This window comes from Nocardia altamirensis NBRC 108246, assembly GCF_001612685.1.
Taxonomy (GTDB): Bacteria; Actinomycetota; Actinomycetes; order Mycobacteriales; family Mycobacteriaceae; genus Nocardia; species Nocardia altamirensis.
Map to the genome: position 1 here is coordinate 186,487 of NZ_BDAY01000005.1, position 22,817 is coordinate 209,303.

The window sequence follows — 22,817 nt, forward strand, 5'->3', positions numbered from 1 at the left end:
GGGTCGCCGTTCCGGATCGAGGTTGACATGAGCCCGTCGGTTGTCGACTTCGCGGAAGCCGCGGTGTTCGGCGGCGAGTTCCCGAAGGGCGATCCCACGGCGCTGCGTCGCTTGGCGGCCGCGTGGCGCGCGCAGGCCGCCGACTGTGTCGGCGTGCAGTCAGCCGTGGCGAATCTGGTTCATCGATTGCAGGGGTCGGTGCACCAAAGCAGCGACTTCGGCACTGCGGCAGTCGAGTCGGGGCGACAGGTGAGCGCGGGTTCGGCGGAGTTGTCCACGTATTGCACCGCGGTGGCCGACTGGTTGGACGGGCTCGCCAACGACGTCGAGAAGGCGCAGCAGGAGATGCTCCTCATGCTGCTCACCGTGCTGGCCGTCGGCGCGAATGCGGCGAGTGTGCTGCGCGCGCAGGCGCAGTTCGTCACACTGCTCGAAGGGCTGATCTCCCGAATCGGTATCCAGTCAGCGGCGATGGCGAGTGCACGGGCCGGTCTGGTTGCGATCGAGGGTTTGGTGTTCGGGTCGGTGCAGGCCGGCGTAGATCTGGGGCTGCAAGCGGTGCAGCCGACGCGGCGGACGATCGACTGGACATCTGTTGTCGCAGCAGGGATGTCGGGCGCCGGTTCGGCGGTCGCCGGTAGCGCGGGCGGCCTCCTCGCCGAACGTCTGCTCGTCGATCGTGCGCTGCCGGGATGGCGCCGCACCGTCCTGGTCGGCGGAACCGCAGGAGTGTTCGGAGCTTTCGGCGCAACGGCAGGCGTGTCCGCGGTGACAGGGCAGTTCGATGTGACGCCGATGCACATCGTCAGCGGCGCGCTGCTTGGGTCGGCCGCGCATGCGATCGCGACGAGCCGTGCTGCCGACACGACTTCGCCTGCCACTGAGCGAATCGATTCCCTTGGGGTCGAGCAGCTCTCGGCCGATGCCGAGCCGAACGTGGTGCTGGACCGGCTGAGTCGGAGCAATGAGATCGCGGCGCTGGACGAACTCCGCAGTCTGGCACAGGCAACCGACCCGGTGGTGGAGTTCATCGGTCCCGGCAGCCGGATCCGCCCGGCCGGTGGCGAGTCCGGCGGGGACGGCCATGGCGGCGGCTTCGCTACCGAAGACGGTGGCGGTGCGCCGCAACCATGGTGGCCTGGCGGCGTTTACGGCGATGGCGGAATGACCGCGCCGGGTCGAGCCGGTCTGGTACCGGCAGGCGGATCCGGTGGCGAGGCGCGCTTCGTTCCCGATCGGGGCGGCTTCGGATCGTTCGTTCGCGGCGGGGACGGGTCGGTGGATCTGGGGCCAGGCCGGATACCCGGGTCGCTGACGGCACAGGAAGGGGTGATCTTCGACGGGTCGATCGGCAAGCCGATCACGGCGAACGCGCGGCAGGCCGTGCTGGAGCAGGCTCCCGACATCGGCGACTGGCGGCCGCCGGGTGCGGACCCAACGGGCAATCCTGCTGCGGAGTTCGCCAGAATGGCCGAGGCCGAAGCACTTTCGCAGTTGGCCGAACTCTCGTCGGCACCGCGCCCGACGGCGGAGACCGCCGGGCCGCGTCCGGCGGAAACCGCTGGGCTCGCCGAACCCGGCGGTCGCAGCGTCAACGAAACGCCGAGCACGTTCGGTGAATTGCCGACGCCACCTTCGGAAAACGCGCTCCCGGAACCCATCCCGTCGGCGCACCGGGCCGGTCCCGAACCGAACTCTGTCCCCGACCCGGCTCCTGGCACGTCACCCCACGGACCGGAGCCCATTCCGTCGGCGCACCGATCCGGCCATGGACCGAACTCGGTCCCCGACCCGTCACCCCACGGAACGGCAGGCGCTGCCGAACCAGCATGGTCGGCTCCGGCACAACCTGGCGGGCCAGTGATTCCGGATGCGCACCGTCCCGATGCCCCGAAACCTCCCACACCACCGACCTTGGATCCGACCGATCCGAACCCGCATGTGATCATCGCGCCGACCGAAATCAGCGATCCATCGAAGATCGATCGGACACCGCCGCCGATCGGTGATCCACCGACTGTGTCGCCATCGATGCCCTATCCGTCCGTGGACGAGCCGCTTATGGCTGCGGAAGGCACGCCACCACCGCACCCCGAAGACGACGGGCCGGACGATGCCGCATCAAACGCCGACGGCACCGCGAGCAGCGCCGACAATGTCGGGGGCAGCGCCGCCGACGATGCCAGAACCGGCGAACCCGGCGCTGCCGATGCGCCACCACTCGACAACCTGCAAGCAATTCGGGCAGATGTGTTTGCCGAACTGTCCCAAGCCCGTACTGTGCTCGACAACTTCGGCCCCGCCTTCGGCATCGATCCGAATCAGCCACTGTCCCAGGCAGATCGGAGTCAGCTACAGGACGCCCTCGGCGATCTGCGCGATGATCTGCGGGCGCTCGGATTCACTGCCGAGGACATGGCGGACGTGGCACGAGCAGTGGAGAAACGCGACGCGGTGATCGCGGACGCGACCGAGCTCGATCCCACGGCAGTGGTCCGTGAGTTCGTCCTGGCGCACGCGGTCGCGGACAGCCTCGACACCGCGGAAGCCCTTGCGGCGCTGGTTGTCCAGATCGACTCCTTCGTGCAAGCCGTCACCAGAATGGTCACCCTGCGCACGCGCGCGGAGCGGCTGCTCGCCGACCGGAGCCGCCATCTGGAGCGACTCGGCAACCCGAACCCCGACGAGGTGAAACGCCAGTACGTTGCGACACGCGCGCGACTCCTCGAATTGCTGCCCGCGGGTGACACGTCGCTGCGCATCGCCGACATCGCGCAGCATCCTGAACGGTATCCGCTTGCCGTGGTCGAGCTCGCCGAACACCTGCGTGAACTCGGCGAAGATGTGCGCGCCGCGGATATCCTCGCCGACTGCGACGATCATTTGAGTGACGTGCGCGTCGACGCACACGAGGTCGACGCCATCGCGATCGACCTGCGTCGGCGTTCGACGTGGTTGACCAACCTCACCGCGGAAATACGTAACCAGACAACACGACTCGGATTCGGCGACATTCGCCCGGACACCGTCGGGCACCTGAACGTCGAGCGGGCGTTGGCTCAGGCACAAGCGGACGCGGCCGCGCTCGGCGGTCCGCCCGACGCACGGATCCGGGATCTTCGACGCCTGTCCGAGGCACTGCGCTATTGGAAAGAGCTGCGCGCCCAGCAAACCGAGGCCTATCGCTTCCTGCGCAACGCCATCGGCACGCCGGTACCCATGATCGGTGACAGCATCGGTACCACGCTGACCGAGCACGCCCGCGCGGCACGAGCACAAATTCCACTGTGGCGCAGCGCGATCGCGAGATCGCTCGCCGCCGAGGGTTCGAGCATCGAGGTCGATCAAGTGCTGCCGAGCAGCTCGCCGACCCGGGTGCGCTGGGCCGATCGGCTGGCGGACGCACGGGAGCGCCTTGCCGAGCAGCTCACCGCGGCCGGACTGGTCGAACTGTTCCCGGAAGACCTCGAGGATCCCCTTCGCATCGCGGAGGCGACCAGGCGGATCGAGGCGAGCAGGCCCGATGCAGCGCTCGACGGTGCGCTCGGCGCGTTCACCATCGCATTCGCTGCGATGCACGCGGTCGAAGAACACGATCGGTTCGTCACCAGAGTCACCGTCCTCGTTCTGCTTGATCGGGCCAGAGCTCAGCTACGAGGTGAATTCGACCGCGCCGTCGATGGACATGCCGAGATCGGCGACCGGCTGCTGTGGGTTGCCGCGCTGGTGCGCGGACTGGAAAGGCATGCCGCACAGATCGATACGCTGGCGAGTGCGCCGATCCTGCCTGGGACCGATCCCGATTTCATCGATTGGATTTCGGCACAGTACGACATTCCGCACGAAGAATTGCGTCCCGGCTTGCCGACGCAGGAGCGACTCGACCAGAGATCGGCTGAGGTCCGCACCCGGCTCGCCGCATTGCTCGGGGTCGACCCGCACACAATCGCGACTGAGTTGACGAACAGTCTTCTCGCGGACGAGGTGCCCGAGCTCCCTCCGGCCGACCGCCTCGCGTTGCCGAACCCATTCACCGTGTCCTCGTTGCTGGACGCCGTCCAAGGTACTGGGCAGGTCGACGAGGCGACCTGGCAGCGCACCAGAGACCTGCTCCTGCCCAAGGTCGCAGCGGAATTCGAGGTACTCAGGACGCTGACGGAATGGGGAGCGGCGCACTATCGTCGCGATCTGGAGCTCGCGCGCGCCAACCACGAGTTCGACGTGGAACTGGCCGACGTGATGCACGAAATCACCGGCGAGCGGCCGAGATTCGTCGATCCAGGCGCGGCGCAGCGTTCCGAGCGTATCGGACACCACCTGGACGAGCTGTATCGACAAGTCACCGCACAGGCATTCCATTACGTCGACACGAACCGCATCACCCCGGCACACGCCATGGCACCGGACTCCGCAGAACTCCGGCAGGTCGACGATCTCCTCGAACAAACCCGAGAAAGGGTGGCACGCCACAAGTCCGTGGACATCGCCTCGGTGACCAGGAGCCAGGTAGAGATCTGGCTGCATGCCGCGGGCCGAGCCGAATCCGACGATCCGGACCGCATCGACACCCTCGCCCTGTGCGCAGACCTCTACCGGGCAAAGGATCTCGCCACCTCGTTTCATCGAGCCAGCGCTTGGGCCCGAGCCATCGACGCGACGGACCGGGCACTCGAGCAGGCAGGCCGGTGGCGAGAGCGCGAGATGCGCTGGCGACAAGGGCTGGACTGGCAACGCACCTTCACCGAACTCGACAGTCTGGCAAGAACTCTCGACGAGCTCGCGGAAAGGCACAATCGCCGGGTTGCCGACCACCAATCGATGACCGCGCTCTTCTCGAGATCTCTCCGCGCCATCGACCTCCATCGCTTGCCGAAATTCGCCGACTCGGCGTCATACGAGGAACCGCTGCGCGTGCAACGTGCTGGCGAATGCGAAGGCCTCGCTTCAGCATTGACCGAGACCGACCTACAGCATGGCGTGGTCGATCCTGCCGCATTGACTGAATCGTGGGTGCGCGCGATAGTCGACCAACTGTCACGGATCGACGACGCGATGCTGCTGCCCGCCGACTATGCGGCCTTGCGCCACGCTCGCCGCATCGAAACCATCGACAGTCTCCTGAGTCTGGTCGACCGGTTGAGCGCCGCGGAACGGGACATCGACGAACTGACCGGAAAATTGGACGCCGGGTTCACCGAAGTCGCGACACGGGGAGTCGCTGCCTTCCAACGGCATTCCGCAGCGGACATTCCCGGAACATGCTGGGTCGCCGCCGTCGACTTCGCGATGCAGGGACGAGGCCGACGGCCACAGATCGATGTACCCGACGAGATCCGCACCGGATCTGCCTTGCGCGGCATCGAAGCAGGCGACGGCAGCCGATGGGCGCGCGCGAACATTCGCGGATTCCATGATGCGGTAGCAGCTTTCGACGAGGTGCGCCGGTTCGGCAAGACCGTCGTCCTGGTCACTGACTACAGCCCGATCCACTCGAGCCTGGGCGCGGACGCGGCAACGATCAAGCGCGATGACGACGGACAGGTCGTTGTGGGCCAACAGCTCCCGTTGACCGGGCCCGACGGCACGCTGCTGCGGGGCCCCGACGGCAAGGTGTTGGTGTACACAGAAATCACTCGGGGCGAGGCCGCCGTCCGCGAATGGGCGGCGAGGCTGACGGCCGAATCGGGTGCGGTCACATTTCACGGGTGGGTGTTCAACTCCGATGGCACCCCGGAGGATCCGGTGGCCTCCGAGCCGGACAACATTCTCGGCCACCAACTCCCCCGTGGCCGCATCCACGGCCGCCCGACCGACGACCGCACTGTCACCGATGCTGAACGCCTGAACCAGCTGCTCACTCGCACAGACACACTCACGTCCGAGGAGTCGACGACGGTGTTCCGTGCCGCCCTGCTCATCCACCCCGACGTGATGACTCGATGTCTCGCGGCGTTGAGTGCTTTCGAGCGTCGCTCTGTCGAGATGAGACACCTGCAGGGGCACAGCGTCGCCGAGATAGCCGCCACCGTCGGCAAGTCCGCCGTATCTGTCAACAACGCACGGCTCAAAGGAGCACAAAAACTCGTCACGCTGCTGCGCCGTGAACTCGCGCCGCCGAGCATGTCCGAGCTGTTGGCACGCGCCGAGTCGTTGACCTACGACGAGGCGACGCGGGTGGTCACCGACGGATTCGTCACGTATCCGCAGGAAATGACCCGAGGCCTGCTCAGACTGACCAATTTGGAGCGCGAATACCTGAAGCTGCGTTTCCAGGACGGCCGTAGTCGAGACGAGATCGCTTCCGCCAATGACAAATCCGTGCCTTCGGTCACAAAGGCCGAACAGCTCGGAGTGTGGCAGATGGTGAAATGGCTTGCCGCCGAGGTGGACCAGCCGAGCCCGCTGGCGCTACTCGAGCACAGCGGCCCCTTTGCTCGCGGCGAGCGTGAGTTCATGATCCGTGACGCGATGGCTGTCGCCCCGGATGCGGTACATCGGTGTCTCATCGAGCTCACGACGGATCAGCAGCGCTGGTTCGAGCTGCGATTCCAGCAGGAGCACAGCCGAACCGCCATTGCGCAGCTGCTCGGCAAGGCAGAGTGGAGCCGCCGCAACTTGGAGGATGCGACCGAAACGCGGTTGATCTCACTCCTCACGACCATGTTCCGCCCGGACTCGGTCCGCCCGCCGACACGATTGGCAGAGCATCTCGCCGACGCAGACACGACCGATCGGCGGGATGCGACCGCCGCGATCGTGAAAGCCGCCGCTGAGCATCCAGAAACCATGCAGTGCTATCTCGCACAGCTGACCGAGCGGCAACGCAGAAGCATCGATCTGCAGGTGTTCCAGGATCTCAGCAATCAGCAAGCGGCAGCGATCTTGGGGGTTGACGTGCCTGCCGCGCGCATCATGCTCAGCCGGATTGTCCGACGGCTGGCCGGTTGGCTCGTCACCGACCTCGGTCCACCGACAGTGCTGGTCCCGCTGGAATCGGCCACGGTCGTCGACAACGACGCGGCCTCGCTGCCAGGCGCAGGACAGCCGACGGAGGCACGAGACCCGCGCCCGATGGATAGCCGGGATCCAGTTGCAGCCGATGCCGCGAAACCGATCATCTCGTCCGGCGAGTTCCGGTTTCGCCGTTGGTTTCGCACCAGGGAGAACCGTCAGGAAGCCGGACTACCGACGCAAGGTCTCGCACAATACGCGAACATGCGGTTCCTCAGCGAAGAGCAGGTACGACGCTGGCTGGCCGGGATCGATGCTGATCCTGATCGCCTTGTCACCGAATCCGAGACACCGGTACCGCACCCACGTCACTTCGACCACCGGCATCATTGGATGGTCGCACTGCGGTATTACCTTGCGCTGTGCGTTGATCAGATGGACGAAATCATCGATGCACCGCAGGGCACATGGCGCGCGGTCGAGTCCGGCGACCAATGGCTGACCACCGGCCAGCTACGGGCACTGCTACGGCGGATCCCTGATGCACGTCAGCACTACGGTGCGGTCGCTCTGCGGTTTCATCCCGAGCTCGCGATCGCAGGAGTCGCGCACTATCCGGAGGGCTACCCGCATATCGGCGCCTACCTGAAGTACCGCCGCGATGGACGAGAGAACCACGCCGCCGAGGCGCTGCGGCTATCGCGCGAACACATCCGCAATGTCGAGGCGGAACGTCGCGAACCGAGCAGGAAGATCGTGGAATTCTATCTGAATGAATTCCCCGGTACTGCGACATATGCCGAGGTAGCTGAATGTTCGACCGAGCTGCCCGCACCTGTCCTGAGGTTTCCGGACGTACGGGATGTCAAGTCACTCCACGAATATCAACATTACTTCGGGCAAGCGAACAATCTTCCGCACACAGCCGTAGTGCAACTTTTCTACCATGGCGAAAGACGGCGCGGCGTCAGCGACGATTTGCGAGTGTTGGAGATTTACGACCGTTTCTTGCACGAGGCTGCACCTTGGCACATCCTCGCCGAGTCGTGGGGATACACCTATCGAATGGATCCCGCCGGAGAAAAAGCGCCCGATGCAGCACAGTTCACCACGCTGAACGACTGGCTGAAAGCCGTGCGCCTGTGGCGCAGAATGACTCAGCAGGAATTCGGATCGGCGACCGGCAACAGCGTATCGTGGGCAACGAGCGTAGAAAAGTTCGCCCTCCGCCCCACCCTGACGGCGCTGCGAAGTATCCGGGATGCAGGCATCATCTCGAACGAAATCCTCCGGGCAGCGATCGAACGCTTCCTCCAACATCCCACCGAACCGGAGTTGGCGGCCAGGTACTGGGAATTCGTCGAGACTCGTGCCTTGTCCCTGGAAGAGAACTCGGCTCGCTATCAGATCTACCGCCGATTCGCGGGAAACACATCGGGCGAGCCGACCGAGCATTCCCGGCAACGACTTGACGCGTTCCTTCAGGACGGGAGCAGGCGACGCCCCGATCCAACAGACCCGAACCTCGTGTTCCCGCACCCGAGCGAAGCCCGCTCCCTCAACGAGTATCTACAGAACTTCATGCGAGGGAACAGTCTGTCGTACCGCACGGTGTCCGGCATGTTCGGCATACAGTTCGACTTGACTCGGATATCGACGAGCCCCGAACCGCTGGCCCTGCAGGTCTACGACCGCCTCCTGCATCGCGCAGGACCATGGAATGACATCGCCGCCGCATGGGGATACAGCCACCGCATGGACCCCGCCGGCGAGACGCGCCCTGCACCGGCAGAATTCGAATTCGTCAACGAATGGCTCCGTGCAATGCAACTCCATCACCGGGTAACCATGACTGAATTCGAATCAGCCGCCGGCCACCCCAAGGGCAGGGTGACTGTGACAGGTCCGAATCGACACCGTCCTTCGCTCATAAACCTGCGGCGACTCCGCGACGCAGGTTTTATTACCGCCGACGACCTGGAAGCAGCGGCCATATGCTTCTACTCAGATCCCGATGCACCCGTCGCCCAGCCGAAAGAGCAGGAAGAAGCCCGGAGCATCATCGACGCCCGCGTCGGATCCGAGGAAGAAGAAGCAGCGCTCAATATATTCCTGCTCCGTTTCGATCATATTTCGCGGGCAGCAGCACGTCGCTGGGTCTACGACCGCACAAGACAGGACAATATCGAGCAGATTTCCCGCATCCGGTTCGTGCGGGCTATGCGATCCCACATACCGTCCCGAGCCTTTGCTCCGATCGCATGGGGTATTTGCCGCAATGTCGCGTTCGAAGACTATCTCGAGGTGAAATTTCCGCATCTCAGCCGGGCGGATCGAAGATTTGTGCAACCGGTCGACAAATATATCGCGGCCAATTATCAGGAAGGCCGCGGCGAACCACACGATATCGAGATCGCCCAAGCTCTCGGCCTGACCGTGGCAGACGTGACCCTCGCACAAGAGTTGATGGCACGGAGGTCGGTCTCCACCGACTTGCCCGTGTTCGATGGGCCGAGCAGCGTCAGCGTAGCGAGCAACATCAGTGACCCGGATCGCCCGCAGGAGAACGTCATTCTGCAGAACACCATCCGAACCAGCCTCGCCGATCTGCCGGACGCCGACGTCGCGGTCGAACTCGTCGAGCTGTGCTTCATCGAAGGCGCGCTGGTCACCGAAGCTGCTGCGCAGCTACAGATCCCACTCGAGCGCGCACAGGAACTACTCGACTTGGCCGCCGAACGTCTCCGTGCCGCCTACGGCGAGTTGGAATGATCCACGAACCACGTTGAGCCACATAGTTGTTGGCGTATATCAACCAGCGACCAGCCGACTACTCGGCGGGCACCATCGCTGCCGCGTCGGCGCGGGCCTGGCGCATCTCTTGAATCTCGCGCTCGAAATCCGCTGCGGAGGTGAAGGATCGGTAGACCGAGGCGAAGCGGAGGTAGGCGACCTCGTCGAGATCGCGCAGCGGGCCGAGGATCGCCAGGCCGACCTCGTGGCTCGGCACTTCGGGAGATCCCTTGGCGCGCACGGCGTCTTCCACCTTCTGCGCGAGCAGGTTCAGGGCGTCGTCGTCGACTTCACGTCCTTGGCAGGCGCGGCGCACACCGCGAATCACCTTCTCCCTGCTGAAGGGTTCGGTGACGCCGCTGCGTTTGACCACGGACAGGATCGCGGTTTCCACCGTGCTGAACCGCCGCCCGCAGTGCGGGCAGGCGCGGCGGCGGCGGATGGCCGCACCTTCGTCGGCCTCGCGCGAGTCCACGACCCGGGAGTCGGGGTGTCGGCAGTACGGGCAATGCATCCGAGAAATCCTTCGTCGATGCGCGCGCTCGCGGCCGGCCCGGCAACCGATCGAGGTGACCGTCCCGGCGAGCACGTGTACAGGGGCCTAGACCCCGGCACCAGGTAAACCTCAGGCGATACGCGGAATACCTGCATAGCCCTTCGAGGATACCTGTCCGGATACTCAGGTTGTCTCACTCACCCTGGACCGCGGGTTATTCGCCGATCTGCCACTGTGCGGTCAGGTCGGCGATGAGCTCGGGCAGCCGAGGGACCAGCCGGCCACGGGCGAGCTTGTTCCAGAACGGCTCGCCGAGCACGGCCGGGCCGAGCGCTGGGTTCAGTTCCAGGTCGACGTGCCGCGGGACGAGGTCGCCGATGAGATAGGTCCAGCGTGGCTCACGGTCGGCCCAGTTGAAGTTGGGCAGCGGGGTACGCAGCGTCATGGTGCGGCCGCCGACCTCGGCGCGCACGGTGGTCGGGGCGAAGACGCCGGGCGCCAGCACGCCCGGGACCGCGGCTTTGCCTGCGACCGTGCTCACGTAGGTGAGGACCCGGCCGATCGGCGCTCGGCCCGCCGCGGTCACGTCCCACTGGTCGGCGATCACGCGGTTCTGTTCGCGGTCGGTCATCCGGACCAGTGCGTCGATGAGGCCGTCTCGGGTGCCGCCCGCGATTCCCTGCCAACCGGTGTGGATGTCGTCGTCGAGCACACCCGCCTCGTACATCTCGTCGATGCCGCGTATCCCCAGTGCGACATAGGCTTCGTGCATCGGGACCAGGTCGGTGAAGATGTGCTTCTGCATGATCATCAGCCGGGTCTGGTACCAGGCGACATCCTCGGCGCTGAGCCGGGAGCCTTCGGTGGCGAGCAGCCGGATGTCGTCGGGCAACATGCGCACCAACTCTTCGGGCGTGTTGCGCAGCAGATCGGCGACCGCGTTGCCGAGTTGGTTGATGCCCGGCACGTCGAGCACCACACCCACGTCGCTCATGTCGAAGAACCCGGAGGCGAAGGAGCCGCCCGCGAGGCCCGCCAGCCCGGTCCAGTAGAAATCAGGGTGCGCGGTGGTGAGCCGCAGATAGTTGACGTACACCTGGTTGAAGGTGCGTTCGTTGGCACGGACCCCGCGCACAGGATCCCAGGTCGCGAGGTCGATGCCCGCGTTGCGGGTCGAGACGACCAGCCAGTACTGATGCAACAGCGTCGCGTACCGCCGCGGCGCCACCCCGTCGGCCCGCGCCTGCTCGAGCGCCGCGAACAACTCCGATTCATCCAGTGGCAGTGCCGGATTCAGGCCACCACCACCCGCGCCGTCGCCGTTGACGGCGGGCAGATCCAGGTACGCGGTGTAAGCCGGCGCCGCCTGGGCGGCGGGCATCGCGCCGAACCCGATGACGAGACACAAACAGAGACAGGCGATCTGGGCGAGCGATCGGACGGAGCGCCCGACGGTGACTAGGTGTGTCATGTGCGAAATGTCCTGAATTCGTTCGCGGGCAAAGGTGTTGCCCAGGTCACGTTTTCAGCACAATAGCAACGGGTTATATCTTGTGATCAACAAATTCGGCCACGCTGCCTGGCCGTTTCCCACGGTCAGCGCGGCGCAACGGCTCCGCCGGTCCACGAGCCTGTCGGCACCGCGTCGTCGGTCAGCGACTGCCCGTCGACCACCGCCGGCACGGTGCCGGTGGTCGTTGCCCCGCCCCAGTCGCCCGCCCGCAGGTGCGCGAGCGTGATGAGCGCAGCAACCACGAGCGCACTCAGCAGTGCCGCAACGGCGAGCACGGCGAACCCGACCTGCGCCTGCTCGACCAGTTCGCCGGGATGTGCGCCACGCACCGGACGCCGCACCGAAGTCCTTGTGCCACGGTCGTATGCGACAAGCGCTCCGGCGGGTCGTGCACCACGCGGGCGCCGGTCGACGACGGATCGATGCGCCACGTCCATGGTGCGCGACCGCGCGGTGCCGCGGTGCACGCGCGGGACAGTGTCGAAGCCGAGATCGTCCGCGGTGTCGATGTCGGCGGTGTCGAGCCCGCGCGGCTCGAGCGTCGCGCGGACGGGGTGAATCGGCGTGTCGATGTCCGTGTCGATGTCGCTGATCGCAGTGCTCATCGGACAAACCTCCGTGGTGGGTGCTCCGTCTGTGTTCGAGCTGGGCCGGTCGAGCTGAGGGTTCTTCGGTGGTGTCATTTTGTCTTGCTATTCGATCAGGTGTTCGAAGAACTGATGTTCGATTTCTACCACGGCCCACCGACAAAGTCAGCAGAAACGCCCGACACTCCTCGAACAGATGTTTGAAACATCGGCGCGACCGGACTAGATTCGAGAGACGAAATTCAGGACAGAGCTCGCACAGATATGCCGGGCGGCGGATCAGCCCGGACACAGCAAGGAAGGGCGGTTGTGGTGAGGCACACAGACGACACGGGCGACGAGAGCGAAGGCGGCGCCGACTCGGCGGTAACCGGGGCGGATCTCACCGTGCGTCAGCGCAAAGTGCTGGAGGTGATCCGATCCTCGGTGAGCGAACGTGGCTACCCGCCGAGCATCAGGGAAATCGGCGACGCTGTCGGGCTGACATCCACTTCCTCGGTGGCCCATCAGCTACGCGCCTTGGAGCGCAAGGGATTCCTGCGGCGCGACCCGAATCGTCCACGCGCCGTTGACGTCCGAGGCCTCGACGAGGTGGGGCGCGCGGTCACCAGCCTGCACGTCGCCGCCGTCGACGACACCGAAAGCGGCGTCGGCGATTCCAGCAGGCCGACACCGACGTTCGTTCCGGTCCTCGGCCGGATCGCCGCCGGTGGCCCGATCCTGGCCGAGCAGGCGGTGGAGGACGTGTTCCCGCTGCCCCGCGAGCTGGTCGGCGAAGGCTCGCTGTTCCTGCTGAAGGTCGTCGGGCAGTCGATGATCGACGCGGCGATCTGCGACGGCGACTGGGTGGTCGTGCGCCAGCAGAACGTCGCCGACAACGGTGACATCGTCGCCGCCATGATCGACGGCGAGGCGACGGTGAAGACGTTCAAGCGCACCGGCAAGGATGTCTGGCTGATGCCGCACAACCCGGTGTTCGAACCGATCCCCGGCAACGACGCGCAGATTCTCGGCAAGGTCGTCACGGTCATTCGCAAGATCTGACCGCAGGCACGACACACGAACGGCCGCGCGGAAATCCGTGCGGCCGTTGTCGTTGCCGAGCTCACAGCACATTGCCAGACAGCACCCAGGATCCTCACCGGTGCGCCGGTCATGCTTCCTGCGGTGACCACGATCAGCGCCGAACCGGCCCTGCCCGATGCGACCGACACCACCACCGCTCCCCCACCGGCGGGCCTGCTACCGGCGCGCCGCTGGGAACGAGTGGGACTGGTCGCGCTCCTGATCGGCACCGCAGCGGCCTACCTATGGCACATCACCGTGAACGGCATGGGCAACAACTTCTACGCCGCTGCCGCCTGGGCCGGGTCGCGGAATTGGGAAGCGCTGCTGTTCGGGTCGCTCGATCCGGGCAATTTCATCACCGTCGACAAGCCACCGGTATCGCAATGGGTGATGGGTCTGTCCGGGCAGCTGTTCGGGTTCAGCAGTGCGAGCATGCTCGTCCCGCAGGCGTTGATGGCGGTCGCCGCGGTCGCGCTGCTCTATGCGGCGGTGACCCGGGCAACCGACAGCCGGGGCGCCGGGCTGCTCGCAGGCGCGGTGCTCGCGGCGACTCCGGTGGTGGCGTTGATGTTCCGGTTCAACAACCCGGACGCGGTGATGGTGCTGCTGATGACCGCGGGCGCCTACTGCACGATCCGTGCGCTGCGCCACGCAGGCGCACGGTGGCTGATGCTGGCCGGGGTCGCGCTCGGCTTCGCCTTTCTCGCCAAGATGCTCGAAGGGCTCATGGTGCTGCCCGCGCTGGCCATCGCTTATCTACTCGTCGCGCCGACGTCACTGCGGAACCGGTTGTGGCACTTGCTCGGCGCCGCCGCGGCACTGATCGTGTCGTCCGGCTGGTATGTGCTGCTGACCATGCTGTGGCCCGCCTCGTCGCGCCCCTATCTGGCCGGCTCGACCGACAACACCTTCATGGATCTGGTGCTCGGCTACAACGGATTCGCACGATTCCTCGGACATAATCACCGGGGCGGCAACCATTTCGAGCTGCCACCCGGGTATGAAATGCCGCATTCGGTAGGCACAGGCTTCGGTGGTTTCGGCGGCTTCAGCGGGTCGGGTCCGGATCGGATGTTCACCGGGGAAATCGGATTCGAGATTTCCTGGCTGCTGCCTGCCGCGCTGCTTGCCTTCGTCTTGGTGCTGATATCCCGATGGCGGGCACCACGTACCGATCAACTGCGCGGTGCGGCACTGGTTTTCGGCCTGTGGCTGGTGATCGATGGCGTCGCGTTCACCACCATGCAGGGTGGCATGCACGCGTACTACACGCTGGCGATCGGGCCTGCGGTGGCGGGGATGTTCACGCTTGGCGTGTACGAGGCGTGGCGACGGCGTGACGAGGCATTCGGCCGGATCGGTGCTGCCGCACTGGTTCTCGCGACCGGCGGCTGGGCGTTCGTGCTACTGCAGCGCAATGCGGAATGGCTGCCGTGGCTGCGCTGGACGCTGCTCTTGGTCGCCGCACTCGCGGCACTGGGCCTGCTGGCCGCCGCCTTTCCTGCGATGTCGCGCCGGTTGCCGACCCGGGCGGTCTCGGTGCTGGTGGTCGCGGGTGTCCTGGCCGGACTCGGCGGCACCTCCGCCTACGCGGCCGCCACGCTGCCACAGGAGCACGTCGGCGGCGGTCCGTCCGTCGGTCCCGCCAAGCCCGAAAGGCCAGGCCCCACAAACCAATTCCGGCGCGCCGTCACCGCGTTCATGGACGGCTCGACCGAACCGCAAGTGGCTGCGCTGCTGCGCGACACAACGACGACCTGGTCGGCGGCGGTGGACCGGTCCTCGGTCGCCGCGAGCCTCGAATTGGCAAGTCGCACACCGGTGATCGCCATCGGCGGCTTCACCTCCGACGACCCGGTGCCGACCCTCGCCGATTTCGAGAACCTCGTCCGCACCCGCCAGGTGACCTACTACCTCGCGCAAGAAGTCCAGCTGCCCGACTCATGGAAGGTCACCGACCAACCGGGAGTCCTCACCGACCCCGGCCAACAGTCACCCTCGGCACCCGGCCGCTGGCGCCCCTCCGGCAACAAGGACATCGCGAATTGGGTTGCCGCCCACTACACCCCGACCTACTACGGCAACGTCGCCGTCTACAACCTCACCACCCCACCGCACTGACCCTCGCGACGAGTGGGACATGGTGGAGGCAACACGCCGAAACGCCGCCACCATGTCCCACTCGTCAATTCCGGGCCGTCGTTCGGGCCGAATGTGTCGGTGGGCGGTGCGATGCTGGAGACCGTGGCTACCTGGCGTGATTTCGAGAACGAGGCCCCGGAATTGGCGGCGGCGGTGAAGCGGCGGTTCCAACAGCACGAGAGTCACGTGCTCGCGACCCTCCGCGCCGACGGCGCCCCGCGCGTGAGCGGCTCCGAAGTGGCCTTCCACGGCCCTGATCTGACCTTCGGCTCGATGCCGGACGCACGCAAAGCCCACGACCTGCAACGCGACGGACGCTGCGCGATCCATGCGCATCCAGCCCCCGACGGCGACGCCAAAGTGTCCGGCACCGCCGTCGAACTCACCGACCCGGCCGCGCGCGAGGCGGCAGGCGCCGACCCGGCCGACGACTCGCACGCCTTCCGCCTCGACCTCACCGACGCCGTCCTCACCAGCGTCGACCAGGAGCAGGAACTCCTGATCGTCGAGCTGTGGCGGCCAGGGCATGGCGTGCACGTCACCAAACGCCATTGACGCACCCCGTCGGCTTCGGAGGGCACCCGGCCACCGACATCGCCCACCGCGCCGCGACGATGCCGCTGGCCGGGCTCAGCGTGCGGCTGTGAGTCTGCGGTTGGTCACGTGCAGCTGGCGCAGGGTGCTCGACTCGAGATCGTGGACCTGTGCGGAGGTCAGGTGGCCGCAAAGGCGATTCCAGTGCACGGCAACCTGGTCGCCGGGCGTCACGTCGGGAACGGCGGAGTAGCCGTCGGTCCAGATCTCGGCGCGCTGTGGCTCCGGATCGGACAGGCTCAGCGCGCGGCCGTCCCAGCGTAGGCGGCGCGAGCTGAGCGTGATATCGGTTGGTGTGCAATCGATCACGGTGCCCCAAGAGATGCGACAGCCGTCGAGCACCTGACGTGGCTGGTCGCGGGCATCCTTGCCGAGCAGCCGCGTCCACGGATAGACGCCGAACACGTGAAAGCAATGATTGGCGGCGGCCTCGGCGGCGAGATCCTCGGTCAGATGGGTCCAGTAGTGCCCGGCGAGCGGGCCGATGACGGCGAGCAGTTCGGCCGCGAACGCGGCGGGGTCGAGCCGCGCGCCGACCCCGCCGCCGAGCCAATACGACTCCACCAGACGGTAATCCAGCGGGTCGCTGATCCCCGTCAGCCGAGACATCGCCCACAGATACGGCCATGCGCCGGAAAACTGCCTGGCCACGGCCCGCACGTCGGCGTCGGAGCCGCCGCGCAGGGCGACGGCCTCCGGTGGTCCGCAGAAGCCGAGCCGATTCGGGGCGTAGGCGTACCTCGCGAAGATCTCGGTTCCGTTGGTCACCTGGGTGATGGTGGGCTCCTCACTGTCTCGACGGATCGAACACCTTGTGCCTCAACAGATCCGGGGCAACTGCTCCCCCGCAGGGAGATCGACGACCCTGGTGCCGCCGAGCGCGGTGCGCGCGACAACCATGCCGGGATGCTCCTCGACGCAGACGCCGATCGCCGCGGCCCGCGCACCGAGCGGATGCTCGCGCATCGCGGCAAGCACCTGATCCGCCTCCTCCGGTGCGACGAAGGCGACGAGCTTGCCCTCGTTGGCCACATACATCGGGTCGAGGCCCAGCAGGCCGCAGGCATCGCGCACCGCCGCGGGCACCGGCAACTTGCGTTCGTCCAGTGCCACACCGACTTTCGCGGTGCGCGCGATCTCGTTCAAGGTCGCCGACACCCCGCCGCGGGTGGGGTCGCGCAGCACGTGCAGGTCGGCGCCGGTCGCCAGCATCGCGGCGACCAGGCCGTTGAGCGGCGCGGTGTCGCTGCACACCGTTGTGCCGAACTCCAAGCCCTCACGACAGCTCATCACCGCGACGCCGTGCACCCCGATATCGCCGCTGACCAGCACGACATCACCCGGCCGCGCCCGCTGCGGTCGAATGTCGACCCCGGCATCGACGAGGCCGATCCCCGCGGTGTTGATGAAGATGCCGTCGCCGTGCCCGGCATCGACCACCTTGGTGTCGCCGGTGACGAGGGTGACCCCGGCCGCCAACGCCGCCGTCCCGACCGCCTTCGCGACCTGGGCTATCTCGGCGAGCGCGGTGCCCTCCTCCAGGATGAACGCGGTGGACAGCACCATCGGGCGCGCCCCGGACATCGCGAGATCGTTGACCGTGCCGTTGACCGCGAGATCGCCGATGGACCCGCCGGGGAAGATCAGCGGCTTCACCACGAACGAGTCGGTGGAGAAGGCCAGCCGGACGCCGCCGAGGGTGATCACCGCGGAATCGCCGAGCCCCGCGTCGGCGGCCGCGCCGAACGCGGGCAGGAACAGGTGCTCGATCAGCTCGCCGGACATCGCGCCGCCACCGCCGTGGCCCATCACGATGTTCGGGGAGTCCCGCAAGGGCATCGGGCACACCCAGCCCGCCATGTCGATGGTCGCCCCGGCGACGACCGTCTCGTCAGGCATGAGCAACCTCCGCAGGCAGATCGAGGCGGCGGTACAGGTAGTAGGCCGCGCAGGCGCCCTCGGACGACACCATGGTGGCGCCCAACGGGTTTCGTGGCGTGCACTCCTTGCCGAACGCGGCGCATTCGTGCGGCTTGATCAGGCCTTGCAGCACCTCGCCGGAACGGCAGATCGACGACTCGTCGGTGTGGATGTCGGTGACCGAGAAGCGGAGTTCCGCGTCGTAGTCCCGGTAGCGCTCCGAGAGCTGCCAGCCGCTCTGCGGAATCACGCCGATGCCGCGCCAGGCGCGGTCGGTCACGTCGAAGACATCGCGCAGCATCGCCTTCGCGGCCGGGTTGCCGTCCGGGCGGACCGCGCGCGGATAGGCGTTCTCCAGTTCGTGGCGGCCTTCCTCGAGCTGAATCACCGTGCGGCGGATGCCTTCCAGGATGTCGAGCGGCTCGAATCCGGTCACCACCATCGGCACCTTGTACTTCGCGGCCAGCGGCGGATACTCGTCGGTGCCCATCACGCTGCAGACGTGCCCTGCGGCGAGGAAACCCTGCACCCGGCAGCTCGGCGACTCCATGATCGCCGCGATCGCGGGCGGGACGAGCACATGCGAGACCAGCAGCGAGAAGTTCTCGATACCAAGACGTTTCGCCTGATACACGGTCATCGCGTTGGCCGGAGCGGTGGTCTCGAAGCCGATGCCGAAGAACACCACCTGACGGTCCGGGTTCTGCCTGGCGATGTTCAGCGCGTCCAGCGGCGAGTAGACCACGCGCACGTCGCCGCCCTCGCTCTTGACCCGGAACAGGTCGTTCTTGCTGCCGGGCACGCGCAGCATGTCGCCGAACGAACAGAAGATCACCCCTGGCCTGGCGGCGATCTCCAATGCCTTGTCGATCACTTCGAGTGGAGTGACGCAGACCGGGCAGCCGGGGCCGTGGATCATTTCGATCTCGTTCGGCAACAGCTGGTCGATGCCGTGCCGGATGATCGAATGGGTCTGCCCGCCACAGACTTCCATGATGGACCAGCGGCGGTTCGTCGCGGCGTGGATCTGGTCGAGCAGCTTCTTCGCCAGGTCCGGATTGCTGAACTCGTCGAGATACTTCATGACGTCACCTCTGTATCGGGTTGCGGCCGAGCAGGTTCGGCTGCCGGGGCCGTTGGGGCTGAGCGGGTGGGGTCGGCCAATCCGGCCTGCTTGGCGGCAAGGGCGAAACCGTCACCGAATTCCTCGTTGAGCACGCCGAGGCGTTCGAACTCGGCCAGCGTTTTCAGCGCCGACTCCTCGTCGAGGCGCTGGATCGCGAAGCCGACGTGGACCACCACGTAGTCGCCCACCGCGGCGTCCGGGATGTATTCCAGACATACGTCTTTGTGCACGCCGCCGAAGTCGACAACGGACATCAGGGTGCCGTCCCGCTCCTGCAGGTTGAGCACCTTTCCTGGGACTGCCAGGCACATCGTGCGCTCCTTTCCTCATCCCGCGCTGACGGCGAGTAGTTGCCCGAACGCCAGACCGCCGTCGTTGGGCGGTAGTCGGCGATGGGAGATGACAGGGAAGTCGTTGTCCTGCAACAGGCGGCGAGTGCGCGCCAGCAGGAGGGCGTTCTGGAACACGCCGCCGGAGAGGGCAACCGGTGTCGGCGACGGCGCAAAGTCCTGCGCCAGTTGGAGAATCAGGTGGGCTACCGCCTCGTGGAAGCGGGCGCCGAGCAGCGCAGCCGGAACACCCTGCGCCGCATCCCGTATCACGGCAGCCAGGACTGGCGTCGGGTCGATCACTGCGGGTCCGGCCTCGGGGAGCGCGGCGTCGCCGATCACGAACCGATACCCCGCCGTGTCGTCGACTACCCCACGCGACAGACCCTCGAGTTCGATCGCTGCTTGCGCCTCGTAATCCACCACATGCCGAACTCCGGCCAGCGACGCCACCGCGTCGAACAAGCGGCCCATGCTCGAGGTGGGTACGCAGCCGAGGCCGGTCGCGAATTGGTGTCTCAGCACGGCACGTTCGGCGTCTGGGCAAGCCTGCACCGCAGGGATCGCTGCCGACCAGTCGAGTCCGGCGGCCCACAGGTGGGCCAGCGCCATCCGGTACGGGCGGTGCACGCTCACGTCGCCGCCCGCCAGCGGCACGTATTTGAGATGCGCGAGCCGCCGAAAACCCTTGTAGCCCGCCGCGAGCACCTCGCCGCCCCACACGGCGCCGTCCGGGCCGAAGCCGGTGCCGTCGAACGCGATGCCGAGAACCGTTGCCGCCGGGTCCACTCCGTGCTCGCCCATGACTGCGGCGATATGCGCGTGGTGGTGCTGCACCAAGCGCACCGGCCGCGCACCGGCGTTCCTGCGCGCCCAGGCGGTGGATCGGTAGCCAGGATGCGCATCGGCGACAAGGTGTTCCGGTGCGACTCCGGTGAGCTGCTCCAGGTGGTGTTCCGCGTCGTCGAAGGCACGCAGCGTGGCCAGATCGTCCATGTCCCCGATGTGCTGGCTGAGCCACGCATAGCGCCCTTCGGCGACCGCGCAAGTGTTCTTCAGGTCGGCGCCGACGGCCAGCGTCGGCGGCATCGGGATCGGCAGCATCAGCGGCAGCGGCGCATAGCCGCGAGACCGGCGCACCGGGAGTTCGAGGCCGTCCACCAAGCGCACCACCGAGTCGTCGCACGGCACGAGAATGCGGCGGTTGTGCGAGAGCCAGCCGTCCGCGAGGCCGACGAGCCTGGCCCGAGCGTCGTTGTCGTCGTAGCAGATCGGCTCGCCGCCGAGATTGCCCGACGTCATCACGAGCACCTGCGGGCCGGGTGGATCGCCGGGCAGGCCGAAGAGCAGCAGGTGCAGCGGCGCGTAGGCGATCATCACGCCCAAGTCGGGGTTGCCTGGAGCCACCGACCCAGCGGGGGCCACAGAGACGGCGCGCGACGCCTGGTCCATGCCGGTGCTCGGTGGTGGAACCGCCACGCTGAGTGCCTCAGGCGCACCGGCGACTCGACGCGCCAGCAGCACGATCGGCCGCGCCGGGCTCGTCAGGAGTGCGGCGGCCGTGGCATCCACCTCGACGATCGAGCGGGCCACCGCCAGGTCCGGAACCATCAGCGCGAAAGGCTTGTCGCCGCGCTGCTTTCGCCTGCGCAACTCGGCGACGGCCGCCTCGTTCCCGGCATCGCAGGCGAGGTGGTAACCGCCGATGCCCTTCACCGCCACGATGCCGCCGTCGCGCAACACCTTTCGGGCGGCGGCCAATGCAGCTCCGGCCGCTGCGAGCGGCTCATCGGCTCCCGGTCTGTGATACGCGAGGACAGGTCCACAGTCGAGGCAGGCGATCGGCTGGGCGTGGAAGCGGCGGTCGGCCGGGTCGGCATATTCGCTCGCACACCGGTCACACATGGTGAAGTCGGCCATTGAGGTGCGGTCGCGGTCGTAGGGCAGACTCGCGATGATCGTGAAGCGCGGGCCGCAGTTGGTGCAGTTGATGAAGGGGTGTCGATAGCGGCGGTTGCCCGGGTCGCGAAGTTCGCGTGTACAGTCCGCGCAGAGCGCGACATCGGGTGAGGCCAGGGTGCGTCCGACGCTGTCGCGGGTGGTGTCGGCGATATGGAAGCCCGTGCCGCCGCGCAGTGCGACGGTCTGCACCTCGACCGATTCGACCACCGCGAGTGGCGGTGGGCGGTCATGAAGCCGCTGCACAAACGCGTCCAGATCAGCTGGTGCACCTTCGATTTCGATGAGCACGCCGGAGCTGTCGTTCGACACACTGCCGGACAGGGCGAGTTCCGCGGCGGTGGTGTAGACGAACGGCCGGAAACCGACGCCTTGCACCACGCCGCGCACCACGATCCGGCGGCGCGCCCGGCCCATGGTCACGGTTCGTCACCGCTGCCGAGCAGCCGCAACCCCGCCAGTGCCGCCGTGGCCCCCGCTTCGTCGGTCTTCTCCACCACGAAGCCCATGTGAATGATCACCCAGTCACCGGGCCGGGCCGGGTCATCCTCCAGCAGGCCGATATTCACCTTGCGTTGCTCGCCGGAGACATCGACGAGCGCGATCTGATTGTGGTAGCCGTCGAGGATTTCGACGACGCGACCTGGTATGCCGAGGCACATCGGTTGCTCCTCTACTCCGGCGGTGGTCGGGACTGATCGGAACCCGCGGCGGTCAGGTCGGTGAGCACGCGACCCACCGCGACGACGGCCGCAGCCACGGCCGCCGCGACCGGCGCGGACAAACCCATTCGCTCGTCGACGGTTTCGACCTCGCAGCCGACTACCACGGTCGGCGGCACCGTGCCGCCGAGCGCACGGACGCCGGCGAACACTGCCTCCGGGTTCATGGCGTGCGCGTCGAGGCTCGCGGCACCCGTGCCGTCCGGCTCGGCGCGGAACACCTGAAGACGGCCTGCCACACCACGATTCGGTACCGCGTCGATGAGCACCAGCGCGTCCCATCCGTCGAGTAGGTCGTAGGCCAGGTGCATGCCGCGGATGCCGTAGTCGACCACGCGCACCGCGGGATCGGGGTGGGGCGGCAGTCGCCGCACCACCTCGGGACCGAATCCATCGTCGCCGAGGAAGACATTGCCGATCCCGGCGACCAGCACGGTGGTCGTCAGACCACCTCCGTTCCGAATGGGTTTCCGGCGCGGCTACATATGGCGAATCTTGAGGTAGCGCCGCAAATCCGGGATCGACCGCACGCCGATGTAGGCGGCGCCGAGCACGATCAGCGCGACAACACCGGTCGCGATCACTCCTACCGTTTCCATATCGGACCTTCTTTCTCT

The 22,817-nt window shown here is 66.7% G+C and carries 15 protein-coding genes; 4 read left to right on the forward strand and 11 right to left on the reverse strand.

The genetic code is table 11. The annotated features are described in order from the left end of the window. Nucleotides 1-27: 27 nt before the first annotated feature. Entirely contained in the window at nucleotides 28-9,723 is a 9,696-nt protein-coding gene (locus NA11_RS02895; protein WP_069160109.1) for a sigma factor-like helix-turn-helix DNA-binding protein, read from the forward strand. A gap of 58 nt (nucleotides 9,724-9,781) precedes the next feature. On the opposite strand, the gene nrdR is transcribed toward NA11_RS02895, so the two are convergent. The 3 genes from nrdR to NA11_RS02910 form a co-directional block, all read right to left on the reverse strand. Next, the gene (nrdR, locus tag NA11_RS02900; protein ID WP_069160110.1) at nucleotides 9,782-10,258 is read right to left on the reverse strand and encodes a transcriptional regulator NrdR; all 477 of its coding nucleotides are present in this window, start codon (nucleotides 10,256-10,258) and stop codon (nucleotides 9,782-9,784) included. Nucleotides 10,259-10,454: 196 nt separating this feature from the next. Further along, nucleotides 10,455-11,711, reverse strand: a complete 1,257-nt coding sequence (locus NA11_RS02905; protein ID WP_069160111.1) for a hypothetical protein — start codon at nucleotides 11,709-11,711, stop codon at nucleotides 10,455-10,457. Nucleotides 11,712-11,836: 125 nt separating this feature from the next. Next, on the reverse strand, nucleotides 11,837-12,358 hold the full coding sequence (locus NA11_RS02910) for a hypothetical protein (RefSeq protein ID WP_069160112.1): 522 nt from the start codon (nucleotides 12,356-12,358) through the stop codon (nucleotides 11,837-11,839). Between the two features lie 369 nt (nucleotides 12,359-12,727). On the opposite strand from NA11_RS02910, the gene lexA reads away from it, so the two are divergent. The 3 genes from lexA (at nucleotide 12,728) to NA11_RS02925 (ending at nucleotide 16,105) form a co-directional block, all read left to right on the forward strand. Continuing rightward, entirely contained in the window at nucleotides 12,728-13,384 is a 657-nt protein-coding gene (gene lexA / locus NA11_RS02915) for a transcriptional repressor LexA (protein WP_069160212.1), read from the forward strand. A 123-nt stretch (nucleotides 13,385-13,507) separates the two neighbouring features. Next, a complete protein-coding gene (locus tag NA11_RS02920) occupies nucleotides 13,508-15,529 on the forward strand; it encodes an ArnT family glycosyltransferase (protein ID WP_069160213.1) in 2,022 nt (673 codons plus the stop codon). Nucleotides 15,530-15,541: 12 nt separating this feature from the next. After that, nucleotides 15,542-16,105 carry a pyridoxamine 5'-phosphate oxidase family protein gene (locus tag NA11_RS02925; protein ID WP_439957038.1) on the forward strand — a complete coding sequence of 188 codons (564 nt, stop codon included), beginning with the start codon at nucleotides 15,542-15,544 and terminating at the stop codon, nucleotides 16,103-16,105. 75 nt (nucleotides 16,106-16,180) lie between these two features. Here NA11_RS02925 and NA11_RS02930 read toward each other — a convergent pair whose 3' ends face one another. From NA11_RS02930 to NA11_RS47300, 8 genes are read right to left on the reverse strand one after another with little or no spacing between them, the layout of a single operon-like run. Then, nucleotides 16,181-16,912 carry a DUF6390 family protein gene (locus NA11_RS02930; RefSeq protein ID WP_245745688.1) on the reverse strand — a complete coding sequence of 244 codons (732 nt, stop codon included), beginning with the start codon at nucleotides 16,910-16,912 and terminating at the stop codon, nucleotides 16,181-16,183. Nucleotides 16,913-16,963: 51 nt separating this feature from the next. Beyond that, complete coding sequence (gene hypE, locus NA11_RS02935; protein ID WP_069160114.1) at nucleotides 16,964-18,043, reverse strand: hydrogenase expression/formation protein HypE; 1,080 nt, start codon at nucleotides 18,041-18,043, stop codon at nucleotides 16,964-16,966. Beyond that, a complete protein-coding gene (gene hypD / locus NA11_RS02940; protein WP_069160115.1) occupies nucleotides 18,036-19,148 on the reverse strand; it encodes a hydrogenase formation protein HypD in 1,113 nt (370 codons plus the stop codon). The genes hypE and hypD overlap by 8 nt, the downstream gene beginning before the upstream one ends. Continuing rightward, nucleotides 19,145-19,501, reverse strand: a complete 357-nt coding sequence (locus tag NA11_RS02945) for a HypC/HybG/HupF family hydrogenase formation chaperone (protein ID WP_084654005.1) — start codon at nucleotides 19,499-19,501, stop codon at nucleotides 19,145-19,147. The genes hypD and NA11_RS02945 overlap by 4 nt, the downstream gene beginning before the upstream one ends. Before the next feature lie 15 nt (nucleotides 19,502-19,516). Further along, the gene (locus NA11_RS02950; protein WP_069160116.1) at nucleotides 19,517-21,895 is read right to left on the reverse strand and encodes a carbamoyltransferase HypF; all 2,379 of its coding nucleotides are present in this window, start codon (nucleotides 21,893-21,895) and stop codon (nucleotides 19,517-19,519) included. A gap of 2 nt (nucleotides 21,896-21,897) precedes the next feature. Next, entirely contained in the window at nucleotides 21,898-22,140 is a 243-nt protein-coding gene (locus tag NA11_RS02955; protein ID WP_069160117.1) for a HypC/HybG/HupF family hydrogenase formation chaperone, read from the reverse strand. Nucleotides 22,141-22,151: 11 nt separating this feature from the next. Continuing rightward, nucleotides 22,152-22,634, reverse strand: coding sequence for a hydrogenase maturation protease (locus tag NA11_RS02960; RefSeq protein WP_245745689.1), 483 nt, complete (start codon nucleotides 22,632-22,634; stop codon nucleotides 22,152-22,154). 45 nt (nucleotides 22,635-22,679) lie between these two features. Continuing rightward, nucleotides 22,680-22,799: a DUF6893 family small protein gene (locus NA11_RS47300; protein WP_439957039.1), complete on the reverse strand. Its 120-nt coding sequence runs from the start codon at nucleotides 22,797-22,799 to the stop codon at nucleotides 22,680-22,682. Nucleotides 22,800-22,817 lie beyond the last annotated feature (18 nt).

What these genes read in the sequence shown, in the direction of transcription:
- NA11_RS02895 (WP_069160109.1), top strand. Translation starts at nt 28, where the DNA reads ATGAGCCCGTCGGTTGTCGACTTCGCGGAAGCCGCGGTGTTCGGCGGC.
- nrdR (WP_069160110.1), bottom strand. Translation starts at nt 10,258, where the DNA reads ATGCATTGCCCGTACTGCCGACACCCCGACTCCCGGGTCGTGGACTCG.
- NA11_RS02905 (WP_069160111.1), bottom strand. Translation starts at nt 11,711, where the DNA reads ATGACACACCTAGTCACCGTCGGGCGCTCCGTCCGATCGCTCGCCCAG.
- NA11_RS02910 (WP_069160112.1), bottom strand. Translation starts at nt 12,358, where the DNA reads ATGAGCACTGCGATCAGCGACATCGACACGGACATCGACACGCCGATT.
- hypE (WP_069160114.1), bottom strand. Translation starts at nt 18,043, where the DNA reads ATGCCTGACGAGACGGTCGTCGCCGGGGCGACCATCGACATGGCGGGC.
- hypD (WP_069160115.1), bottom strand. Translation starts at nt 19,148, where the DNA reads ATGAAGTATCTCGACGAGTTCAGCAATCCGGACCTGGCGAAGAAGCTG.
- NA11_RS02945 (WP_084654005.1), bottom strand. Translation starts at nt 19,501, where the DNA reads ATGTGCCTGGCAGTCCCAGGAAAGGTGCTCAACCTGCAGGAGCGGGAC.
- NA11_RS02950 (WP_069160116.1), bottom strand. Translation starts at nt 21,895, where the DNA reads ATGGGCCGGGCGCGCCGCCGGATCGTGGTGCGCGGCGTGGTGCAAGGC.
- NA11_RS02955 (WP_069160117.1), bottom strand. Translation starts at nt 22,140, where the DNA reads ATGTGCCTCGGCATACCAGGTCGCGTCGTCGAAATCCTCGACGGCTAC.
- NA11_RS47300 (WP_439957039.1), bottom strand. Translation starts at nt 22,799, where the DNA reads ATGGAAACGGTAGGAGTGATCGCGACCGGTGTTGTCGCGCTGATCGTG.